The sequence below is a fragment of the Chryseobacterium daeguense DSM 19388 genome, assembly GCF_000430825.1.
In the GTDB taxonomy this organism is placed as follows: Bacteria; Bacteroidota; Bacteroidia; order Flavobacteriales; family Weeksellaceae; genus Chryseobacterium; species Chryseobacterium daeguense.
Genome location: NZ_AUMT01000013.1, coordinates 1 through 15392, shown reverse-complemented (window position 1 = coordinate 15392; position 15392 = coordinate 1). Strand labels below are relative to the sequence as shown.

The following is a 15392-nucleotide window of genomic DNA, read 5'->3' as shown; positions in this document are numbered from 1 at the left end:
GTTAAAAGAGGGCCGAAGCCCTCAAGGTAATTATCTACAGTTACAAGTAGTAACTTGAGTTGCTGTATAATTTAAAAATGGCTGTCCAGTATCAGGATCAAGCTGTGGCATATTTCCATAGCCAGTGGTAGGTTCCCACGACACCATAAATAAAAACCCACCCGAATAAACACATGAATTACCTTGAAAAGACAGATAATTTGTATGACACGCTATATAGGCTCTACGATCAGTAATTACTAATTCATTAACAGAAATATTATTTTCTGCTGATCTTAATAAAACCTCATCATTTGGTGCGCCTAACAATTCCAAGGTTGTTGATTGATCCCCTTCTCTTGCAGTTGTAGACTTGCTTTCAATCTTCTGCGTTCCGGATGGAGTAGTTAAAAATTCATCATTTGAGTTTTCATTTTGACATGCTGTCAGTGAGGCAAGCATTACGATGCTCGCGAAAAATAGTTTTTTCATTTTTAAAAAATTGTTTGATTTACCGAAGAAAGAAAACGGCTCCGGCTTCCGTTTTAAAGTTTTACTACATGAAATTCTGTTCCATGATATGACTGTGTTATTTGGATGTGGTTAATTCTTTTACATTCATTTATTGCGTGATCAGAATTCCATGCATCAACATTATATATACCATCTTGACCCAGACTCCCACATACTTTTACCTGATATTTCTCTTTAGGAAGATTTAACAACTGTTGTGTATAAAATTTAATTTTCCCTTTAGAAATACCTTTGTCGAATAAATATTTTAAGTAATCTTTCGGTACATCTTTCAATTGTTTGCCTTTGTGAATTCCAAATTTTAATTTTATTGTTTCCATGCTCATAGCTTCCGTGTTATGATTGTTTATCTAGGATCTGGAATTATAAATTTCGTTTGCTTTTTCAATTGATACTTTTGTTGCTTCCATACGAGTTGCTTTATATTCTAGTTCATCATATAAATTATTATTTATTTTCCCTCTCCATAAATTTAATCCGCCCACTCTTTGATGAATGCCTATTTCAATAATTAATCCCACATGATCAAACCATTTTATTAGGTAAGCATATTTAACCAGCTCCGGTATATTATCCAAATTTTTAAAAGATTTTGGTTCGCCAAGCCATACCCTAAAAACCTCTTTTGCTTTTCCTGTTAACATACTTTCTTAATTTATTTAAGCGATTCAATAAAAATATTTCTTGCTTTCACAGCATCTTTAATTGTACAGTAACTTCCAATATACTCTTCGCAATTTTTAAATTGAAATCTGACGGTGTACTTGTTATTTGCATTTAATGATAATCCTCTCGGTAAATATCCTTCGGTGATGTCATGATAATTTTCAACAACAAATTTATCTCTTGCTTCGACAGCTTCTCCTATACTAAGATAATACCCTACATGATACGTTTTTTTATACTTCTTTGAGTATATTGCAACTTGTAATTTATCCTTATATGCATAAATAGATTTCGGAAGCTTATTTATTCTCATGTTGTTTGTTTTAGTTCGTTAAGTAGTTGTTCGATTTTATCCTCTGCCCATCCTATAGGCTCATGTGGATATTCTTTGATGTGATCTAATATTTCTTCCAGCATCTCCCTCATTTCATCCTCACGGTCGGGGACTTCGAGGAGATATTCTAAAGGTTGAGTTATACCGAAAAATTTCCTTCTGCTGCGATCAAAAAGCCTTGTTGATTTTTCCAAATTTTTATCGTAAGTGAAATAAACCTCTCCTTTTTCTGGTCTCTTCTCACTTACAGCTACTTTTATAAATTTTGTTTTCATAGAATTATTCATTTAAATCCGTAATTCCTTCAGATAGCTTTTTATACTGGTCTTTATTGACACAAAAAAGAACTGGAATATACTTCTCACTCATTAAGCCAAGTAAGGTAGATTGATCAGCTCCCATTGTTAAATGAGAACCAGCTTTAACTTTTTCACCAGATATAAAAGAGTCAAATCTTCTTATATCAAGGTCATTTTCAGCCATAAATTGCATGATTTCAAATAATTTCATAATATTTTGATTTAATTGTTTTAATAAAAACCGGGCCCGATTTCCGAGACCCGGAAAACTAATAACTGTGTGATAGTAAGGTGTCAGCTTAATTCTGTGGCTTCTTTTATTAATTGTTCACATTCAGAATATTGACAATAATGAGTGCCGCCTAAATGTTTAATTAAATCGTTGACCCTCTTTAGCATTTCAAGCATTTCCGGGGCTTTTGAAATTAGCAGAGCATCAGCTTTATAATTCGCATAATTAAAAACACCAGTATGAAATCTACAGATAGTCCCATCATGAATATTTCTTTTATTTTCGATATTACTCACTGACAACCCGCCTTCTGTTACAAACCATTTCCCTTTTGTTCCTTTAAATTCCATCATATTTCTATTTTTAAATTATTATTCTGTGAGCTGATATTACAAGTATTCAAGATCTTTTGCTTTTTTCTGAATAGCTTTCATATCATCTTCTGAATATCCCCAATGTGGACAATAAAGGCCTCCATAACCATTTTCTCCGTTCGATTTTTCTCCAGATTGAATAAATTGTTTAAAATCTTTCGTCAGCCCCCACAAAGTCCCACCGTGCGTAAATCCTTTGGGTGGATAGCCAAATTTTGTATTAAGACATAATTCAGAACCATTGTGCTCATTTTTCATGTACAGTCTATTGTTTTTCATGAAAATTTCAGCTACTCCAAACTTTCCAGAAAAGAATTTCCTACCTCTTGAAGAAATTTCTTTGATTATTTGATTAACTATTTCAATTCTGTTTTCTAATGTATTTTCCATATTAAAAAGCAGTTTAAAGACTTGCTTTGGTCGGGTTAAAGTTTATTTTAGTAGTTCAGGATTTTCGTGGATATTACCAATGATTTCAATTCTATCTTTAGACAATCTTCTATGATCAAACTTGATGGTTGTAAAATTGTGTTTACCTTTATATTTCTCTGTTACATTCCTCAAGACAAAACTTGAGGAATAATCACTAAATTCAACAATGCAAGTATGTTCAGTGTAATTAAAATTATTTCCAGAATAGTTTTCTGAATTCTGATTATATAAGATTTTCACAATATCCCCTTCGTAAATATCTACACCGTTCTTGTCTTTCAAGCCTGTGAACTGCATTATATGCATTCCTATTCCTGAAGCTTCCCATCCAAAAATTGTCTGGTTGCTTATATAATCCATTCTATTTATAATTGTGCCATTTGCATTTACTGTATACGATCTAAATTTTATTTCTCTCATGATTTTTATTTTTTAAGTTTTAAAACGTCACACTATCGTAGTGACCAACGCCCGTGCGAAATTTAAGCAGCCAATTATTCGGATCTCACAAAGGACAGCCACTGGCAATATCGCTGTGTTTTAGCCAGCCTTCTGGGTTAAGGCGCAAGGCATTTTAATGTTACGCCCTTTGTGAGGTTTATTTTAAGCGGGTATTAACCCGATGAACTTTAAAATGATTTAAAATAATTTAACAGAGTATTGAAATATTTTAAATAGCGAGATTTGTTATAGTCATTTAAAACTGTGTGACTTTTCGTTTTCAAATTATGTTCAATCTTGATTCCTAAAGTTTCACAAGCTAATAAAGTATACTGTTGTAGTTTTTCATCAAGCCATTTTATATCACAGTCTCTATAAGAACCAGCTTCTAATTGTTTTACAATTTTTCTTATTGGATCTATCAATGTTGCATCGATAATGAAATTATTTAGTGCTTCAGTATTATTTGTTGCCATGATCTTTATTATTTATTGTTGTTATATTTTTTGTACGTTTAATTACATCACAAATGTATGAAGTTATATTTTAAATATAATAATATCTAATGTTAAAGTTTTGTTAAATATTATATTTAAACTATAAGTTGTAAATCACATAGTATAATTTATTATATTTGCATTATGGAAAAGCGTAAATACAATAGAATAAAAGCTGTTTTGGCTGAAAATGATGTTACTCAAAAATCGCTGGCCGAACATTTGGGAATCGGAACTGTTTCTGTTTCCCGCTGGTGCAATAATGAAGCTCAGCCTTCAATTGATGTTTTCTTTAAAATTGCCGAATACTTAAATGTAAGTGTTTGTGATTTGCTTGTTAAACAGAATTAATCTTAGATCTTACATCTATTGGGTTTATCAAACTTGTTTAAAACTCTATTTCAAGTTGAATTGTTGTTTCTTTATAAACCTGAACTCCTGTTTTGCACCTTATTAGATCAAGGAAAACATTATCAGTACACCAGTGACCACCGTCAAATACAAATACGTAGTTTCTCCTCCCTAAAAGTTTATATTTTATTTCACATGGATCATTCGGATATTGGTATTTTTCACCTATTTTGTAACAGATATTCATTTTGCTTTATTTAATATTGATTCTTGAAATTTAATAACCCTCTTTTGGTGCTCTTCACTTCCGGTTAAGACTTGAAACATGAAATCATCTATCTGCTTTTCTTTTTCGTCATAGCTTTTGTTTCCGGCGAAATGATTTCTTAATTGCCCAAAAGCTGTGATAAGGTCGTGAACAGCGTCTCTTTTATTTATTACTCCTAAATGCATCAGCATATTTGTTCCGGTTTTTAGAATCTGCGTTCCTATTGAACAGAACGAAAGCCATAATTCAACCTTTTCCCTTCCTTTCTCGTCAAAATCAGAAATTAGTTTATTTGGCTTAATAGATTCTTTCCTGATCGTTTGGGCCGGCGCGGTATTGATAAAGTTTACCGCAATCGGCTTGTTATGAATTGGGTTTGCAAGTATTTTTTTGATGTTCATTGTTAAATTCTTTATATAAATCTGCAACTGTTTTAATTTCTGGTTTTGGTTTCTGAGTTTCAATGAAATCTTTCATCCATTCGGTTTTTAACTCTGCAATAGCTACAATTCTTTCTTTGTGATTTTTCTTAAATTTTTCTAATTCGTTAGAATGGTAGTTCTTCGTATTCATCTCCAAATGCTTGATTTATTGTTGCGGTCGGAACTTTAAATTCCGAATATTTAAATTCATTCTTTGTAATCCAGTTCAAATTGTCGAACTGTACAGCTCCGTTTCTGTTTTCGCTTTCGTAGCGACCATTGTTTAAGTTGTATCTAAACTCCCAAATTCCGGTACTTCCCATTGTTTGATTTAATTTTGCCTTGCTTATTGCTACCTGACCATAGGAAAGAAATTCTAAAGTATCGTCTTTCTGCTCTCTTCTTACTGAAATTCCGTAAGATGTCATATTGAAGAAATCTGCTGAGCCTGAAATATCATACATGGATGCAATCGGAAATTTGCCATCTTTGTTTTTTTGCAACTTTGTAGGATGCGCGATGAGAAATAAAAGCGCATCGTTTCTTTTAACAAATGAAATAATCTTTTTTAAAACCTTTTTGATGTACAAAAGCTTATCCTGTGTATAATCCTGATCAGTTTCTATACGGTTAAAAGGATCTATGACAAATATTTTTACGCCTTTCGCTTTAACCAAGTATTCAAAACGAGTAAGTATTTCATCTAGGGTCATATCGTCAACCGGTGCTACCCAATAATAATTGTCATTTAAATAATCCTGAACCGAGTACCTTTCGGCATCTGAAGGACAATGATTTTTATCAAATTTAAAGCCGGAGAACTTAGAAAACACTTTACTGAAATGAACCGGCAAAGGTGCTGATTCTGGGGAGTAATATCCCACCTTCCAATTATGAAGAAAATTTAGTTTAGCACAAATAAAATCTATAAATTCAGATTTTCCGGACGTTGGCGAACCTGTTACTGTTGCATAATGACCAGTTAACCACCTAATTTTTTCGTCTAAATCATCAATTCCAATTGTTTTTCCTTGAGGTAAACCGTTCTCAAAATAGGAATCGAGTTCATTTTCAAAATCGGAAACCTCATAAACATCTGGAACCCGAGCCAATTTAGCTGTTTTAATCACATTTAATAGGCTTTCTCTTCCTTCGTGTATCAATACTTCATTTGAGTCTTTATATTGCTTAAAAGAGGCTATTTTGCATTTTTCAATCCCAAGCCTTCTTGTAAGATCATTTTTCAGCTCGATCCCTTTCAAGTCGTTATCGGTTGCAATTATGAAAGTCTTTACATTATTAAGCAGGTCAAAGCTACTATCGAAGTATTCCATTTTTCCCGTATTTGCCCCGTTTGGAACTGAAACTACATATTCGTGTCCAGACTGGATAACTGACAAACAATCAAATTCACCCTCAACAATAACAAGCTCCCCTTCGTTCTCTATGCATTTTTTTATGCAATCGTAGTTGTACCAGATCAACTCAGCACCAGAAGAAAGTTTAAAATTCTTCTTTCCATCCCGAAATTTGATGTTTACCAGCTCTCCATCTTTGAAGTATGGGAAAATTATACAATTAGAGTTATTTTCAATCTGTGGCATGTATTCAGCCTTTTCACCGATTTTCATTTCTAAAAGAGTTCTTTGTGATATTCCCCTGCTTTCAAAATACTTAACCACATTTTCCGATAGCTTTGTAAAATTCTGCCATTCAATTTGAGGCTTTACATATTGCCTTTCCTCACGTGGCTGATGTTTCACGAATCTGGTGTCACAATGATTACAGTAACCTACTTCTTTTTCTGCGTTGTAAGAGAAACATTTTACATTCTTTTTCCTCCTGTTCCGGGAGCATTCTGGACAAGGCATTTGGTTTTCACCGTGTTTATTGGCTTCTATGTCATAGATCTGCCTTGTTGATAAAGAAATTATTGTTTCCATTAAAACATCGATAATTGAGGTTTAGAACTGTCTTTATTTTTTTCTCTGTTTTTCTTAAGCCATTTTAGCGCTGTCAAATACAAGGATGTATATTTTTTATTTTCCTTGTAATTTTCTACATCATTGAGTGTGGAATCTATTTCGTCTTCAGAAAAACCTGCTGACTTTAACTTTTCAAACTCTTCAAAAGAAATAGAGAGATGAGCGAAAGCTCTATAAGTTTCTTTTTCATTTCTCTTTATTTTCTCTTTCTCTTTCTCTTTATAAGGTGGGTTGTTTTGGGTTGTTTTTTTGGGTTGTTTGGGTTGTTTTTCGGCTCCATCTTCTTGATTTTTAGCGTTTTGGTTCCCTACGGGTGCTCCGCCTTTCTTCCCATTTTCCCTATTTGCAATTGCTTTTCTTATTCTCTTATTGACACTCTCGAGGGTTAACTGGCCACCTTCTTCGACCATTAAATCGGTAATCTTAACCCAGACATCTTCCCTAATAGTTGTGGATAAACGGCGTTCGACTTTAATCTTATCATTTAAAACATAACCTGAATTATCATACATCATAAATAATAACTCCAAGTAAATGTATCTTTCAAAAGGATTCAAAGTGTAGAACGAATCGCTAGTCCACCAATCTTTAGGATAAAATGTAAATCCTAGTTGTGACATATCTTCGTTAATTTGTGTGTGTATTCAAAAGCTTCACCAGGTCTATACCTGTGTTTTAATCCGGATTTAAAACATCACTTCTATTCCGGTAAAGGACTTATTGTAATTCTGAGAAAAGATTCATTCCAGCATTATCCATTTCTGTTTTTGCGAACCCGTATTGATCAATATATTTTTTTCTCTGGATGGTTCTTTCTATCCATTCTTTTGCTTTTGGGTAAAATTCCTTATCAATCTCAAATCCGTAGGCTTTACGATTTAATTCTATCGCCGCAACTAAACTGCTTCCGCTTCCGGCGCAAGGGTCAATGACAACTTCCCCCGGGTCTGTAAACAACTCAATAAGTCTTTTCAGAAGTCCAACAGGCTTTTGCGTAGGATGTAATTTTGGATAATTATTTATATCTTCATCTTCTACCCATTCAATACAGTTCATAACCATTTTACCTTTATTATTAAACTTTGGAAGCTTATCTCTGTATAGCAATAATCCATATTCGCAATTGCCGACTATTTTCATATTTGCTTTTAAAACCTGAGCGGAGAACTTTTTCCGAAAGACCAAAGGAATATAATTGTTAAGGCCGTGTTTCTTTCCAAGTTCAGCCACATCATACATTTGATTAAAAGCACAGAAAACAATCATAGCCGGAGCTTTACCTTTTTCTTTTGGTTCTGGCTTTAACATCTTTGAGCAGAAATGCATGAATTCGGCAGGTTTAAAATTTTTATCTGTCATAAAAAATTCTTTTCCCGCAAGTTCACTTTCACCATTTGAATTGTCCCCGTCATTGTACCACGCTGGATTGCTTGCGTAAGCTTTATTTCCTAAATTATATGGAATATCAGCTATAATTAATTGAGCTTTAGGGATGTGATATTGCTTATAATTTTGATGATGGTCTCTATATATCATATTCATTTTATTGAGGTTCAAATTCCTTTTTTCTCACTGCCATAAATCGGGTTATTTCATCTTGGGTAAAAAACACCCGACCGCCAATTTTAACACCTTCAACCTTTCCATTTCTATAATTTGATATGAATTTACCATGCTCAATTCCTGCTTTTTTAGCCGCCTGTTTTGTATTAAATAATCCTTCCGTTGGTTCTTGTTCAACTTTGGGTTTTTGCGTTGACATTCTTTCACGGTAAAATTCATCTTCGTATGATGGTGCAAACCTTACAGTTTTATTTTGTGATTTAGCGTATTCTAAAGCCGCTAATGCGTCCACTTTCGCTAGCATCTTTGCGTTATGGCTGTTCGGAATGTTATCCTGAGGTAAAAGATCTAAAGTCTTTTGACGTATCAAAGCTTCAATTTCTGGATTTTTTTGGGGTAGTTTTTTCATTTTTCTTAGCTTTTGGTTCTTCGATTCTGATTAATTCTTTTTCGTTCCATTTGAATAACCCTTTCGAGTCACGGCCGATGTAGTATTTATCATCGTGTTTCATTAGGACACTTTTTCTAATCTCCAGCCGATAATTGAATTAAAGTACTGAGTGTTACCTTGTGGACTTACCCACTCTCTTCCTCTGATATTAATCCCAACTTTAACTTTTTCACCTCCCATCAGGTTATCTAGCAATACGATTTTGTCTGACACAAATTCAATGTTGATAGGTTGAGGATATTGCTCGTCGGTAAGTATTACCATTTCTCTTTTCTGGAAACCGCTTGCAAAAGTTTGGGTTTCTCCGATGTGTTTTATTGTTCCTTGTAATTCCATTATATTGTAATTGTTTCTATGTTAATTGTTGTTGATTTATCCTCGCAGATGTCGTAAAAAGGGCATGAAATGCATTTGTTGAAACTTCCATTGCCTTTATAATTATTCTCGGCATATTCTCTTATTATTGATGCAGTATGCGATATTCTTTCCTTGTGTCTGTCAATAGCATCATGTGTTAGTTTAAATTGGAATATTTTAACCCATTTATCCTTTCCAAAGACGATAAAGTAGAAAGGCCTCCATTTGCCTGTTTTCTCATAAGAGACTAAAGAATAGTGAGCTGCTTGTATTTCAGAATCAATATCATTTTCCGGATCTCCCCAACCGTTCCACCGATCATCTTCTTTAGTTGCCGTCCATTTCAAATCATAATTTGCTATTTTCGTTTTGTCTTGCAAATCTTCATTTTCATGGTCTATATTTCCGGATAAAGTTTTAGACTTTAATTCAACTTGACTTTTACCTTTTGAAATATCCAACCCAATTTTATTAAACACATCTTTAGCAAACAGAATAAGATTATCACAATCTAGAAACGCCTTAGTTTTTTCTCCCGGAATTTCATTTTTAGGCATGAACTTTATAAACTCTGCTAATTCAGTGTTGTTTTTGCCTACATAATCAAAACCAGTCGTGTCGTTATCTCTGATGTATTTAATCAAATCTTCTTTTTTCGCAGTTGATTTTGGTTTTAATGAGGTTGGCATCAAACGGTTAGGTTCTTGTTTTAATCCCCCTCTGCACGCTCCAAGCAATTCGCTTTCAAAGTATCTTCCTAGCAACATGTTTTCCGATGGATCATATAACTCATAACCCATTACAAATGAGAAATAAATCTGTTTCGGACAATGATCCTGTTTTAAGACTTCTTTAATTAATGACTGGCTTATTAGCATTAGTTTACTGTTTCTTTAATTCTTGGCGAAAATATATCTGCTCTTGCACCCCTATTTAGATCGCGGCCAAATAGTTTTCCTAATGATTGTGCAGCGTTTTTAAGGCATTCAGCTTTTAGTTTTGGAAATCCCAAATCAAGGGCATTTGCTTTCTTTTTTGTAACATCCAATGCTGACGCCCCCTTGTCTACCATTATTATGATTGAAGCCGCTCCCACTCTTTTGTATTTTTGACCTGTAACCGGATGAGTAACAATTAAATCTAGACTTCCTACTACTTCATTACTTATTACAGACCATCTAAAGTTCTCTGTTTCCCATAATCCAAGGAAGTATTCGTCTAAGGTCATTTCAATATGAGATATTCCGATTGACCTCGCTCTTCCATCCGGTGTAGATTCAACGCCATCTTTAGGATCATGCTTATTAAGATTGGTTACAAAATTTTGAAGTTTTATTCTTAAATCTTCTTGAGGATGCGCTACTTCGTTTGTTTTGGTTTGCGCTATTGTTTTTTCCATTTTAATTTAGTTTTCTGTAAATCCCGAAAGGGGATCGTCCTATTTTTTTAATACCTATTTTTATTATCTTTCCAGAGGCTTCCAATTCTGAAAACCTTCCGCTAATCTTATGATGATGTCGCCCCATTCTTACAGCAATTTCCAGTGTGCATAAGATTCCATCAACATGACTTAATATTTCTAATTTCGTTGCTGACAAAGTTTGCTTTACAATATTAAAAGCCACTTTCGAATTCTCGTTGTTCCTTCCTCTGCTGTAATCTATTGGTTCCATATCTTCATTTTTGATTAGCTTTATATTCCTTAATAAATTCGTTAAGTGCGGTTATTTCCATGTCGGAAAGCTTGTCATGTCCTAAGCGTTTGTGGTTGATGAAAAAGATTCCTCCCACGTTTTCGATTATTATTGTGACTTTCATGGTTACTGCCTTTTCATTAAGTATTCAATTAAACACACGCATTGGTAAACAAACCATACCTTAATATTAAATAGTACTGTTTTCATGACGCAATTGATGTTTTAAATTTGTTTTTGAACTCTAAGATTTGCTCTATTGTGGCTTTAAGTTCTTCCACTTTTTCTTTAGAATCAGCCCAAGCCATAAAAAACCTAGAACTTGATACTTCTGATGGATCAACCGAATTAATTGACGTATAAGAAACCATCATTTCTGTCTGATAATCAAAATCATTTTCGTTTACTGATACATAAAGCGTCTTACTTCCTACACACAGTACTCGGGATTCTTTAACTGTTACTTTTCCAGAAGCAATTGAAATATTATAAAGAATGTCATTTGTTTTAATATTTGTTTTCATATTATTGGATTTTAATGATTAAGTTTTCTTTCAGGTAATTTTCGATTTCTCTTTTTTCCAAAGAGTTGAGATATAAATCTTCGCACTCCTCATTGTCGTAGGCATTAAGAAATTTTACCTTTACCGACTTTACGGATTTACCGTATTCAGGATGATTTTCAACCTCTATTTGTAAATTCACATCAACATTTACAGCTTCATCTTCAAATAGCGAATAATCTTCATCAATGAATCTTTCATCTGCTACAATGACCAAAGACATATTTTGTTCTTTTATTTGGTCAATAGAATAAAATTGTTGTACATTTGTTTTCATAATAATTCGATGTATTTCGATTTTTAAACTTCTAGCTTGCGGGCCCCAACCGTGAGCTATTTTTATAATTTACCTTTAGCGATTAATTCACTTATGTAATCTGAACAAAACTTCCGGATTTTAGGTTTAGTTTGTTTTTTATCATTCACTCGCCCAAGTGTCCGGTTACACAATTCTATTTTTTTATCTTCCGGAAGCTTATTCAGATATTCTTTTGCTATTTGATAGTCTAAGTTCATATACACTCAAGGATTTTTTTAACTTGCCTTTTTCCTTCCTTAGCCTCTTTTATCTTAAGATCTGCATTTTCATCTGCTTTTTTCATTAGCTTGATGATTGCTTTCTTATTCTCCTCAGAAATATTATTTCTTCTTAATCTCACATCTCTAATTGTAGATAGACTAACATTTGTTTCAGTACTCACATCAGCCATATCTTTCGGGCTGGTGAACGTTCTCAGAAATTCTGATAGCTTTTCACTTATAGGTTTTCCATTTGTCAACTCTGCCATATTTATTTCTCTTTAATTAAACTACCGTATTTTCACTATTTTTTACTGACACAATTTTTAACTACATTTGCATCGTGTTGTATTGTTGATACAAATATAAACAACTTTTCAACTACAAACAAACAACTTTTGAATAAAGTTGTAATTATGTTGTAATTTATAATCATTCTAAACAATGGATGTAATCACTTATGAACTTAAAACAAAAGGTTTTTATAACTTCTTAAAAATTAATAAATTAAGAAACAAAGACTTGGTGCAAATAACTGGATATGATAAGGGAAATGTTAGTAAATATATAAATCATAAATTATCGCCTCCCGACAACTTTATTACAACTTTAGAAAAACACTTTAGTGTAAGACTTGAAGATTATCTTAGCAATAGTGAACTGTTAAGTGTTCCTGTTCAGCCTGAAAATATAGAAAAAGTACCAAGTAATAGAAAAACTTTTGATCCTATAATTGACATACAAACTATTCCAGTGTATGATTCAACTGCTACTTTGGGAATAGTAGAGATATTTAACGGTTCTGAAAAAGGCAATGTGCTTAGCTATTTAAGCATTCCTAACCTTCCAAAAAGTGACGGAGCAATATTTATGACTGGTGATTCTATGTACCCACTTCTCAAATCGGGAGATATTGTTGCCCTTAAAATCATAAGCCCTTTGGATATAATTTATGGAGAAATGTATTATGTGGAGTATTTTGGAGAAGATGAAAGTACTGAATTTAAAGTAATTAAATATGTTAAAAAATCCCTGGCAGGATTAAACCACATACAATTGGTTTCTTACAATCAACATCATGAGCCTAAAGACATACTTATAAGTAGAATAAGAACGATTGCTATAGTAAACGCTTCGGTAAGATATAACAGATTATGAATTAAAAATCATGAAAAAAAAATTAAAAAATTCAGTATTATTTTTATTAACGTCTCTTTCTCTTTCTTCTTGTAGCAAATCAGAAGATGAAGAAGTTAAACAATTTATTGGAACCTGGAGGATTATCCAGACCGTTACGAAAAAACAAGGAGTAGTAATTAATACTTCTAATTTCACTGATTGTCAAGGCAAGTCAAATTATAAGTTTGAAAGTTCCGGAAAAACAATAGTTTCTTATTATTATAATACAGACTGCTCAAACCCTACAACTGGAAATGGCCAATACAATGATAATTCCAAAAAATTAATGATGGGGGGTTACGAGTATTCAGTACAATATTCTAATTCTGATATGTCCTTAATGCGTAATGATGTTATAGCTGGAGAAAAGTATGAATTTACAACAACATTAAATAAAATTAATTAGCATTAACTTGAACACTTGAGTAAAAAGAGTAAAAAAAGAGTAAATAATGTCTATTTTTTGCTTGTTTCGAAAAATATAAACCTCTGATTATCAGCGTTAATTAAAATTCAAGGAGAATCCCTCCAACTCCACTTAAAAACCTGTAAATCGTTGATTTACAGGTTTTTTTTATTTAAAGGTGCTACATTAGGTGCTATTTACATTTTATATAAAACTAATATAAAATTGGTTTTCCAATTATTACAACTATCAAAGCTTTCCACTATAGGAAACCATACATCCACGACAGACAACAACAAATTAAATATATTAATAAATATTTGCATTTTATATAAGTTTTACTTAAATTTGATTCAATAATAAATTCATTTAAAATGAACCATATCAGTGAAGACAGTTTATTAAATCGTAAATGCATGTATGTTGATAGAACTTCATATCTTTCAGGTAATGACCTACAAAATGCCTTAAATGAAATTCAGAATGCGTCTAGCATCTACAATATTGATTATTCTGAAAAAATCATATCAGCTTTTCAAACTTCTGCGTCAGAAAAATGCAGAATACTTTCTACAGAAGACATTATTAAATTAATTGATCTTCTTGAAAAGGTGACCGCAGAAGATGACACTCTAATACATGTAAAAAAATATTTGATAAAGCTTAAAATTGTAGCAAAGCTTTTGAAGTTTAAAATTCAATTCTTAAATATTTTAGATATGAGAGCAATTATCCGCAGTTTTAAAAATAACATAAAAAATATTGTAGAAGAAGAAGATTTTAAAATTAATATTTCAATAGATGAAAGTATTAATTTTAAAATCTTAGTAAATGAATTCCAAAATAGAGTTATCTCAAAAAATAAATTACGTACTGACACACTGTGATATGCCAGTGGAGGTGAAACAATTGCTATTAAATATTAAAGATGAATTAAACAAGGATCTTAATAGCGATGAAAAATTTGATCTTTGGATTAAATTAATTTCAATTTTTAAAGATGTTGCTATAGTAGCAACTAATATCATTAAAGGACCTGAATAATGACAATAGGACAAGTTATTAAAATATTGCTTAAAAAAAAGAATATTACTCAGTTGCAGTTAGCCGAAAAAATTGGCAAAAGTACAACAGCTATTTCTCAAATAGTAAAAGGACAATATAGTCCAACCTCAGAAACCTTAGAGAAGATATCAAAGGTTGTGGATGTACCAGTTCCGGTAATGCATTTTTTAACTATTTCAGAAAAGGATATTCCCGATGATAAGAAGCAGCTTTATAATTTATTAGCGCCCTCAATGAATAAATTTCTCAACGAAATTTTTGAAATTTAACAAAATCCCATCTGTATTAAGATGGGATTTTGTTATCTAGTAAATCATTTAATACTCCTTTAAAATTTAATTTATTATCGTTGCATAAGGCAATCCAAGTTATGTATGTTTCATGTACTTTTTAATCAGCTTCAGAATTACACAATTTCATTTAAAGAATTTTTTCGCATAAATCATTAAATCTATATAACAATGAACTTGCAACTATTTTTGAGACAAAATTTATATACTCTTTATGCTACATTTTTAGATTGATTAGACATTAAATTTTGATACTCTCTTATGGTTAAATTTCCTAAAGCTGAATGCCTTCTCTGGGTGTTGTAAAATGTTTCTATATATTCAAACACAGAGTTTTTGGCGTGGTCTCTAGTTTCATATTTATTTTGATAGACAAGTTCGGTTTTCAGAGTTTTGAAAAAACTCTCCGCTACAGCATTATCATAGCAATTTCCCTTTCCACTCATACTTCGGGTAATATTTTTCCCGACTATTGACGTAAATTCTGTGCA

At 32.3% G+C, this 15392-nt stretch carries 32 protein-coding genes and 1 pseudogene; 6 read left to right on the top strand and 27 right to left on the bottom strand.

Features of this window, described 5'->3' with window-relative positions; genetic code table 11:
* Window positions 1-30: 30 nt before the first annotated feature.
* From H560_RS0115105 to H560_RS0115055, 10 genes are all read right to left on the bottom strand, one after another.
* Window positions 31-471 carry a hypothetical protein gene (locus tag H560_RS0115105; RefSeq protein WP_027380815.1) on the bottom strand — a complete coding sequence of 147 codons (441 nt, stop codon included), beginning with the start codon at window positions 469-471 and terminating at the stop codon, window positions 31-33.
* Window positions 472-524: 53 nt separating this feature from the next.
* A complete protein-coding gene (locus H560_RS0115100; RefSeq protein ID WP_081413991.1) occupies window positions 525-839 on the bottom strand; it encodes a DUF3820 family protein in 315 nt (104 codons plus the stop codon).
* Window positions 840-863: 24 nt separating this feature from the next.
* Window positions 864-1157: a hypothetical protein gene (locus H560_RS0115095; protein WP_027380813.1), complete on the bottom strand. Its 294-nt coding sequence runs from the start codon at window positions 1155-1157 to the stop codon at window positions 864-866.
* A gap of 11 nt (window positions 1158-1168) precedes the next feature.
* The gene (locus H560_RS0115090; protein ID WP_027380812.1) at window positions 1169-1492 is read right to left on the bottom strand and encodes a hypothetical protein; all 324 of its coding nucleotides are present in this window, start codon (window positions 1490-1492) and stop codon (window positions 1169-1171) included.
* Window positions 1489-1788, bottom strand: a complete 300-nt coding sequence (locus H560_RS0115085; protein ID WP_155845021.1) for a hypothetical protein — start codon at window positions 1786-1788, stop codon at window positions 1489-1491. Before H560_RS0115085 ends, H560_RS0115090 begins: the two co-directional genes overlap by 4 nt.
* Window positions 1789-1792: 4 nt before the next feature.
* The gene (locus H560_RS0115080; RefSeq protein WP_027380810.1) at window positions 1793-2023 is read right to left on the bottom strand and encodes a hypothetical protein; all 231 of its coding nucleotides are present in this window, start codon (window positions 2021-2023) and stop codon (window positions 1793-1795) included.
* Window positions 2024-2106: 83 nt separating this feature from the next.
* The gene (locus H560_RS0115075) at window positions 2107-2397 is read right to left on the bottom strand and encodes a hypothetical protein (RefSeq protein WP_155845020.1); all 291 of its coding nucleotides are present in this window, start codon (window positions 2395-2397) and stop codon (window positions 2107-2109) included.
* 36 nt (window positions 2398-2433) lie between these two features.
* Window positions 2434-2808, bottom strand: a complete 375-nt coding sequence (locus H560_RS0115070) for a hypothetical protein (RefSeq protein WP_027380808.1) — start codon at window positions 2806-2808, stop codon at window positions 2434-2436.
* Window positions 2809-2850: 42 nt separating this feature from the next.
* Window positions 2851-3270, bottom strand: coding sequence for a YopX family protein (locus H560_RS22495; RefSeq protein WP_051289352.1), 420 nt, complete (start codon window positions 3268-3270; stop codon window positions 2851-2853).
* Window positions 3271-3479: 209 nt separating this feature from the next.
* Window positions 3480-3767 carry a hypothetical protein gene (locus tag H560_RS0115055; RefSeq protein ID WP_027380807.1) on the bottom strand — a complete coding sequence of 96 codons (288 nt, stop codon included), beginning with the start codon at window positions 3765-3767 and terminating at the stop codon, window positions 3480-3482.
* Window positions 3768-3932: 165 nt separating this feature from the next.
* On the opposite strand from H560_RS0115055, the gene H560_RS0115050 reads away from it, so the two are divergent.
* A complete protein-coding gene (locus tag H560_RS0115050; RefSeq protein ID WP_027380806.1) occupies window positions 3933-4139 on the top strand; it encodes a helix-turn-helix transcriptional regulator in 207 nt (68 codons plus the stop codon).
* 37 nt (window positions 4140-4176) lie between these two features.
* Here H560_RS0115050 and H560_RS0115045 read toward each other — a convergent pair whose 3' ends face one another.
* The 16 genes and pseudogenes from H560_RS0115045 to H560_RS0114965 all read right to left on the bottom strand — a co-directional run bounded on the left by H560_RS0115045 (window position 4177) and on the right by H560_RS0114965 (window position 12230).
* Window positions 4177-4386: a hypothetical protein gene (locus H560_RS0115045; protein WP_027380805.1), complete on the bottom strand. Its 210-nt coding sequence runs from the start codon at window positions 4384-4386 to the stop codon at window positions 4177-4179.
* Window positions 4383-4808 (bottom strand): hypothetical protein, encoded by a 426-nt coding sequence (locus H560_RS0115040; protein WP_027380804.1) that lies wholly within the window; start codon window positions 4806-4808, stop codon window positions 4383-4385. Before H560_RS0115040 ends, H560_RS0115045 begins: the two co-directional genes overlap by 4 nt.
* Window positions 4771-4980: a hypothetical protein gene (locus tag H560_RS0115035; RefSeq protein ID WP_027380803.1), complete on the bottom strand. Its 210-nt coding sequence runs from the start codon at window positions 4978-4980 to the stop codon at window positions 4771-4773. The genes H560_RS0115040 and H560_RS0115035 overlap by 38 nt, the downstream gene beginning before the upstream one ends.
* Window positions 4955-6772, bottom strand: coding sequence for a toprim domain-containing protein (locus H560_RS21760; RefSeq protein ID WP_051289351.1), 1818 nt, complete (start codon window positions 6770-6772; stop codon window positions 4955-4957). The genes H560_RS0115035 and H560_RS21760 overlap by 26 nt, the downstream gene beginning before the upstream one ends.
* Window positions 6772-7434, bottom strand: coding sequence for a hypothetical protein (locus tag H560_RS0115025; RefSeq protein WP_027380802.1), 663 nt, complete (start codon window positions 7432-7434; stop codon window positions 6772-6774). The genes H560_RS21760 and H560_RS0115025 overlap by 1 nt, the downstream gene beginning before the upstream one ends.
* A 97-nt stretch (window positions 7435-7531) precedes the next feature.
* Window positions 7532-8356 (bottom strand): DNA-methyltransferase, encoded by an 825-nt coding sequence (locus H560_RS21755; protein WP_034752984.1) that lies wholly within the window; start codon window positions 8354-8356, stop codon window positions 7532-7534.
* A gap of 1 nt (window position 8357) precedes the next feature.
* Window positions 8358-8786, bottom strand: a complete 429-nt coding sequence (locus H560_RS0115015; RefSeq protein WP_027380801.1) for a hypothetical protein — start codon at window positions 8784-8786, stop codon at window positions 8358-8360.
* Window positions 8752-8889 carry a hypothetical protein gene (locus H560_RS22995; protein WP_155845019.1) on the bottom strand — a complete coding sequence of 46 codons (138 nt, stop codon included), beginning with the start codon at window positions 8887-8889 and terminating at the stop codon, window positions 8752-8754. Before H560_RS22995 ends, H560_RS0115015 begins: the two co-directional genes overlap by 35 nt.
* A gap of 5 nt (window positions 8890-8894) precedes the next feature.
* Window positions 8895-9164, bottom strand: a pseudogene (locus H560_RS21750) (DUF3127 domain-containing protein); the annotation flags it as partial.
* A complete protein-coding gene (locus H560_RS0115000) occupies window positions 9164-10063 on the bottom strand; it encodes a hypothetical protein (protein WP_027380800.1) in 900 nt (299 codons plus the stop codon). The gene H560_RS0115000 and the pseudogene H560_RS21750, both read right to left, overlap by 1 nt.
* Window positions 10063-10584, bottom strand: coding sequence for a hypothetical protein (locus H560_RS0114995; protein WP_027380799.1), 522 nt, complete (start codon window positions 10582-10584; stop codon window positions 10063-10065). Before H560_RS0114995 ends, H560_RS0115000 begins: the two co-directional genes overlap by 1 nt.
* A gap of 1 nt (window position 10585) precedes the next feature.
* Entirely contained in the window at window positions 10586-10858 is a 273-nt protein-coding gene (locus H560_RS0114990) for a hypothetical protein (RefSeq protein ID WP_027380798.1), read from the bottom strand.
* A gap of 227 nt (window positions 10859-11085) precedes the next feature.
* Window positions 11086-11403: a hypothetical protein gene (locus H560_RS0114980; protein ID WP_027380797.1), complete on the bottom strand. Its 318-nt coding sequence runs from the start codon at window positions 11401-11403 to the stop codon at window positions 11086-11088.
* 1 nt (window position 11404) lies between these two features.
* Window positions 11405-11719, bottom strand: a complete 315-nt coding sequence (locus H560_RS0114975; protein ID WP_027380796.1) for a hypothetical protein — start codon at window positions 11717-11719, stop codon at window positions 11405-11407.
* A gap of 62 nt (window positions 11720-11781) precedes the next feature.
* Window positions 11782-11958, bottom strand: a complete 177-nt coding sequence (locus H560_RS23415) for a hypothetical protein (RefSeq protein WP_228372491.1) — start codon at window positions 11956-11958, stop codon at window positions 11782-11784.
* Window positions 11955-12230, bottom strand: a complete 276-nt coding sequence (locus tag H560_RS0114965) for a hypothetical protein (RefSeq protein ID WP_027380795.1) — start codon at window positions 12228-12230, stop codon at window positions 11955-11957. Before H560_RS0114965 ends, H560_RS23415 begins: the two co-directional genes overlap by 4 nt.
* Before the next feature lie 175 nt (window positions 12231-12405).
* Here H560_RS0114965 and H560_RS22490 point away from each other — a divergent pair, with 175 nt between their 5' ends.
* From H560_RS22490 to H560_RS0114940, 5 genes are all read left to right on the top strand, one after another.
* Entirely contained in the window at window positions 12406-13119 is a 714-nt protein-coding gene (locus H560_RS22490) for a S24 family peptidase (RefSeq protein ID WP_051289350.1), read from the top strand.
* Between the two features lie 10 nt (window positions 13120-13129).
* The gene (locus tag H560_RS0114955) at window positions 13130-13546 is read left to right on the top strand and encodes a hypothetical protein (protein WP_027380794.1); all 417 of its coding nucleotides are present in this window, start codon (window positions 13130-13132) and stop codon (window positions 13544-13546) included.
* Window positions 13547-13920: 374 nt separating this feature from the next.
* Window positions 13921-14433, top strand: coding sequence for a hypothetical protein (locus H560_RS0114950; RefSeq protein ID WP_027380793.1), 513 nt, complete (start codon window positions 13921-13923; stop codon window positions 14431-14433).
* The gene (locus H560_RS23410) at window positions 14378-14590 is read left to right on the top strand and encodes a hypothetical protein (protein WP_155845018.1); all 213 of its coding nucleotides are present in this window, start codon (window positions 14378-14380) and stop codon (window positions 14588-14590) included. The genes H560_RS0114950 and H560_RS23410 overlap by 56 nt, the downstream gene beginning before the upstream one ends.
* Window positions 14590-14880 (top strand): helix-turn-helix domain-containing protein, encoded by a 291-nt coding sequence (locus H560_RS0114940; RefSeq protein ID WP_027380792.1) that lies wholly within the window; start codon window positions 14590-14592, stop codon window positions 14878-14880. Before H560_RS23410 ends, H560_RS0114940 begins: the two co-directional genes overlap by 1 nt.
* A gap of 233 nt (window positions 14881-15113) precedes the next feature.
* Here the strand turns inward: H560_RS0114940 and H560_RS0114935 are convergent.
* Window positions 15114-15392, bottom strand: a 279-nt coding sequence (locus H560_RS0114935; RefSeq protein WP_027380791.1) for an IS3 family transposase, incomplete at its 5' end; no start/stop codon positions are given.